This window comes from Acinetobacter johnsonii, assembly GCF_048551975.1.
GTDB classification, from domain to species: Bacteria; Pseudomonadota; Gammaproteobacteria; order Pseudomonadales; family Moraxellaceae; genus Acinetobacter; species Acinetobacter johnsonii_A.
Map to the genome: position 1 here is coordinate 1 of NZ_JBIMCF010000048.1, position 5,938 is coordinate 5,938.

Below are 5,938 nucleotides of genomic sequence, written 5' to 3' on the forward strand. Positions count from 1 at the left end.
TTTGGGAAAAAAGAAGAGTTTAAGGAAATTTTGGCAATTTTAAGAAAGCAGAATCCTGATAGGATAAGGGTTCTGTGAAATTTGTCGTGTACAGAGACACAGTTTACAAAATTACCAAGGTCTCATAATCCCTTACATTTTTCAGGTATTTCTCTATTCAAAAGCAGGCGATTGAATAACTTTCCTTGTTATGCTGTTTTTGCTTATTTTTTATCTTTTCTATTTTTAGTTTTTTATTTCGTTTTTTTCAGACTTGAACAACCGAAAATGTTGTTTTGTCAGCTTTTATACAATGCTATTCGGCATTTTATGCAGCACTTAGCACGGTAGCAAAATGTTGTAGATGCTGACTAAAACTGACTTGAGTGGAGTATAAAGCAGTACTTTGAGTTTTATCTTGCTCAAGCATTTGGTTGTTCTTCTTATTTTCATTAGAAGAGGAATTCCAACATGCTTAATTTAACAGACACCCTCAACCAACTTAAAAATGTGCAGGCACAACCTGCAGTCAGCTTATTTCTACCCACACATCGTACCTTTCCAGACAATCAGCAAGATGTGATTGCTCTTAAAAACCAACTTAAACAACTCGAAGAACGCCTGTTGGCAGACTATGACAAACGTCTGGTGGCACAAATTTTAGAACAGATTCATCAACAAACCAAAGATTTGAATCCCAACTACCATTTAGACAGTCTGGCTATTTTTGCCACAGCCGACAGTGCACAAGTACTGCGTCTGCCATTCCCTACCCAAGAACGTATTGTGATTGATCAACAATTTTCAGTGCGTGATTTTATTCGTGAGCTATCTTATGCAGTGCAATACTATGTGGTAGTGATCAGTCGTGAAGTTGGACGTCTGATTAAGGCCTCCAATGATCGTGTAATCCATGAGTTTTCTGTAGATGACAGCGACTTGAATGAACGACTGCCACATGGTGCATTTCCTGTTCAAAATGATAACTTATATAGCACCAGCGGTGCAGAACGTGCCACAGCCGCCAATGAAGACCGTTTACTCAAAGAGTTTTTAAACCGTGTCGATAAAAATGTGCAAACTGTACGTGCCAGTGAGCCATTGGGCTTGGTCATTGTGGGTGATCGACGCAATATCAGTTTTTATGAATCTATTTGCGACCAACCCAATGCCATTATTTTCAGTGTAGATAACGTCACTCAGCTAGAACAAGGCAGCGCACAACACATTATTGACAGTATTCAGACCGAGCTAAAAAGCCATCAACAACAATTGCATCAGCAACATGCGCAGCAACTGGATGAACTCTATGCCAGTGACCGTGTTGTGACCGATCTGCAGCAAATTTATCAGGCAGTGTTGCAAAATAATGTCGATACTTTATATGTTCAACAAGGCTACATGCAGGCGGGTTGGGTCGATACCGACCAGCAACGAATTTATCTAGATCAAGCGCACGCACCTGACAGCGCACAAGCCACAGACGATGTGATCAACCATATTATTGATGCAGCACAGCAACACGCTGCCAATATCGTATTTATTCCTGCCGATTATTTACAGTCCAAAGCACCACTGACTTTAATGAGTCGCTATGCGGTCTAAAACTCAGTCCATTTGACTGTGATCTAAAAAACAGCCATGCAGATTTATCTACATGGCTGTTTCAATCAAGATTCAAACTTCTCATTCATACGCAAATCTACGCTTTTTCATGACTTTCTCATGAATAAAACGATCAATTAGAATCGAGTCGTTACCGCCAACTGTACCCGATGACTGTCGCTATGTGATCGCCCGCTATATTCATAATTCAAATTGATAAAACTATGTTGTCCAAAGTGAAGTTGTGAACCTAAGGCAGCATGATATTGACCTTGATCGGCATGCCATGCATCAAACTTCAGTTTCTCCGCTGTGCCTACATAATGGGTATCTAAATATGCTTTTTCCTGAATCGGTTGGCTGTAATACAAGCTGCCTTGCAATTGCCATGCTGGATTCAACTGGTAATTGGCTTGCAAACCTGCACCAAAATTCCAGCGCTGCATCACCAAATCATCTAAGCTGTTGACACCATCCTGCTGAGTTTGTTCGGCATGAACATAATGTTGGAACGAAGCGTCTAAATACGGTTGAATCTGCATTTTTTGACTGAGTGGATAGCTGTAATCCAGACGCAAACCTGCGGCATACATTTGTCCATCAAACTGTATTTTTTGTGCTTGAGCATGACCACGCTGCGCGTCAACATCCACCTGCATGCCTTTTAACCATGCCGCGACACTTAAATCACGATTAAGCTGCTGTGCTGTCCCCATAGTTAGTGCATAGGCTTTGCTCTGACTGCTATTTTTTGAGCCTGTTTGTACGGCATCATCTAAGTTCAGTTGACTGAAATCGGCCTGCGCTGCCAAGGTCATCCCTGCCAGTTTTGTTGCCACACCAACACCTTGATGATGACTACGGCGCTCACTATTTAAGCCGACATAATCCATATCATAACTTTGGTAATCACCCGAAAACCAAAGCTGTTTGGGTTGTGCGGTTGCCAAACGCTGTGCAAACTGACGTTCTTGCTTGCTGCTTTCTTCTGCGACATTTAAAACGGTATTGGCATAAAAACTTGGATCAAGTTGATGAAACAGTTGATTCAATGCCTGCGTAGAAACTGTACTTTCAGCAGCATTGCTATAACGTATAGTTTGAGCAAAATTGTTAAATAAGCGATTGGCAAAAACTTTTTCAGCATCTTCCAGCGTTTCTAACTGTTGTTTCTGATCAAGACTTGCTAAAACTACATCTAAATTACGGGCAACCTGAGTACGTCCTTCAAGTTCAGCAGCAAGAGCCGCCACCGTTTCAGTCGATTTACGCTTTGCCGTAATCACCACATCGGTATTGATTGTATCTGCCGCACGTACAGGCTCGCCCGTTGCATTCAGTTCAGGACGATAACTAACTTGTGTCAACTCAAATAATGGATTGCTTGAGCGATAAGCATCGAACTCACGCTGTACGCCTTGTTGCGCACGTAACACTGTGGTTTGTGAACCTTGTGCAGTAATAAGTGGCTGATCAAGTGGCGCTTCATCAAACAGATTCAAAGTCCCTGCCAAATTGGCGGTTCCCGTTACCGTCAGCAAATTGCCAAAACGTGCTTTAAAACCTGCATGTTGCTGCTGATCTGCAGCAATCTGCATCGAATAGTTGCCTGTGATGGTTAAATTGCCTTCGTTATTTAGCCAACCGCCTGTTTGCTGCACATCACTGATGCTGCCATAACCCGTCAGCTCACCTGCATGTAACTGAAATTTTGATGGCCCATTATTGCCATTAATTTCCAGCACACCACCGCGAATAATCGAATCGCCCAAATATTGGTTATTGCCCGTAAATACCAGCTTACCTTCACCCGATTTAGTAAAGCCTTTATTCCCTTTTAAATCATTTGAAAAGACCGAAACAGGTGTACCTGCGGTATCTAACTGCACATCATCCCAATAAAAACCACCATAGCCCTGCGTGGCGGCAACAGTATCTAACAAGCCCCAACCGCTTTCATAAGTGATGGTTTTACCATGATGATCGCGGCTGTTACGATTGCGATTTTCCCACGCTGCTTCGCCTTCAATATAGAAGTTACCTTGTCCATCACGCCAGTAACTCCAGATATGCTCTGGAACTTCATCGACCTGCACAATGCCACGATAAGTTGGTGATTCAGCACGAATCTCGTCAAAATCTTTAGCTGTGCCTAAAATGGTTTGCACCAAATTGTGGTTTTTCATCCAGGGATAAGCAGCTTTAACCAATACTGCCGTACCTGTCACCCGCGCTGTAGCAGGTGATGTGCCTTTATAGTTTTGTAATTGACCACTATTGCTATAGTTTTGTGTGGATGATGGTGCAGCCAAACACCATTCTGCCGCATCACCACAAAGATTTGCGCCAGAAAAATCTTCACGTGGTGCAGAAACTGCAATAAAACCTTCTTTAAAACGTGGGTTAAAGTCGGGCAATAAAGTTTCATCGCTGGAGTTATCCAGACCTTCATTGCCTGTGGCTTTCAGCAACAATACATCCCGATTTAAAATTAAATCATGCACAGTTGCCAAGTCGCCATTGCCTACGCCTGTGGCAGCATCATAGCGTTCATTCCGAGTAAGCTGTGTCCATAAACCACTGTTGTCGCCGCCCCAAGAGTTGTTAAAAATTTTAACCTCACCCTGACTGTCGCGATTAATTTTGCTGATAATCAGGAATTGATTGCCACCATTCGAGTCTGAGTCAATGCTGTCACTGCCATAAATCCGTGCATTACTTAAACCATTATTCCCCGCAATAATGGCAGCCATTTGTGAACCATGATCATGACTGGCTTGATGGTCGGTATAACTTAAATTTTCTAGACCTTGCTCACTGTAATAGCACAACGGATTTTGCGTACATACCACTTGGCTGTCATGTAAATTGACATTGTTCAGGTCAGGATTATTCGGATCAATCCCCGTATCAATAACGCCCACATGCATATTACGGGTATCGATTTTGGTTTTTAATGCACCGAGTTCTGCTGCATAGTCGGCTTCATTTAAACCATACATGGCTTCGGTGAGATTACTGTTATTGCTTGAATCCATCACCGCATAGCCTGCAAGTGTGCCTGCACTGGCTTGTGGTTGGGCATTTTGTAGTTCTGCTTGCACTGCACGCACATACTGAGGTTTGCTCAGTTGTTCCGCGCTCACAGGCGCAACATAACTCGGCTGTTGCAGCAATGCTGCAGGATCAAAATAATGTTCTTCTGCTTCTGCCGCATCAATGATTGCAGCATCCATTTGAATCTCTGCAGCAGCTTCATCGTTGGTTGCAGGTGTTTCAAGAAATGCACTGTCTGTTTCGACGTCTAAAGTGTTTTGTGAAGGTTCAGGTTCTTGAATCGCACTGCCCATCTCGATGTCAGAGGTATCTTGTGGTGCTTCAATATCTTGAATTGCACTATCGACCAAAACGGTGTCGGTTAAAGCAGGCTCTACTGCAGGTGGAGCTACCACATCGACAGGTTGCTCTGCTTCTAACGGAGGCAGTTCAAGTGTAGGTATTGTATCAGGCTGATTGACATCATTATTTTCTAAAACGGTAGCATCATCGCTAGGTACAGCATCATTGCTGTTTAAAAGTGAATCTTCAGTTGGTGATGTATTGCCATGATCTGTACTGCCACCACTCAAACCACCGCCATTGGATGATGCATCGCCATGATCTAGCTCTAAATTCACAGGAGGTTGATCGGTAATGGGTGCAGATGGAGCAATAGGTTGCTCTACTCCGCTGCCGATGCCTTCATTTGTAGTTGGTTGATCTTCTTGGCTGACATTTTCAGCCCCCAACACATCAGTGACCTGAACCGTGCTTGGCTGAGAGCCTGAACCCGATGAACAGCCTGAGATACTCATGGCCAATAAACACGCCACACTCAGTGGCTTTAAAGAAAAGTTTTGCTTTTTATCTAAAATCATACCGTACTCAATCAAAATGATGATAACGCAAGATTTATTGATGATTGATCACGTAAAAAATTAAGCAGATTTTGCTCAGTCTAAATGGCATATTTTTTTAAGATAAAGACAATCAGTTAAGCCCCCCAAAATTATTTTTCTTAACTTGACTACTTTAATGCGACAGCTTAATCAGCTTTTTCAGCCTTATAAAACATAAACACTGCCATATAACATTCAAACCAAGCAAAACCCCAAATCTGCTTAATTTTATCCCCAAATGTTCTGCAATCGAACTCAATAAACTGATCGCATTATAGGCTAATTTTTCCATATATTAAAAAATATTTAAAATATTTTTGCTCTGTACACGACAAAAATAGATAACTCATTGAAATAATGTCACAATAATTGTTTTCTAACGACGAATACTATGACACATCTCAATGAGTTATATC

At 42.2% G+C, this 5,938-nt stretch carries 2 protein-coding genes; one reads left to right on the forward strand and one right to left on the reverse strand.

What is annotated here, in order from left to right; all coding sequences use genetic code 11:
- Window positions 1–450 precede the first annotated feature (450 nt).
- The gene (locus ACG9ZB_RS16290) at window positions 451–1,584 is read left to right on the forward strand and encodes a hypothetical protein (RefSeq protein ID WP_419326762.1); all 1,134 of its coding nucleotides are present in this window, start codon (window positions 451–453) and stop codon (window positions 1,582–1,584) included.
- Between the two features lie 137 nt (window positions 1,585–1,721).
- Here ACG9ZB_RS16290 and ACG9ZB_RS16295 read toward each other — a convergent pair whose 3' ends face one another.
- Window positions 1,722–5,501 (reverse strand): S8 family serine peptidase, encoded by a 3,780-nt coding sequence (locus ACG9ZB_RS16295; RefSeq protein WP_419326763.1) that lies wholly within the window; start codon window positions 5,499–5,501, stop codon window positions 1,722–1,724.
- Window positions 5,502–5,938: the final 437 nt, after the last annotated feature.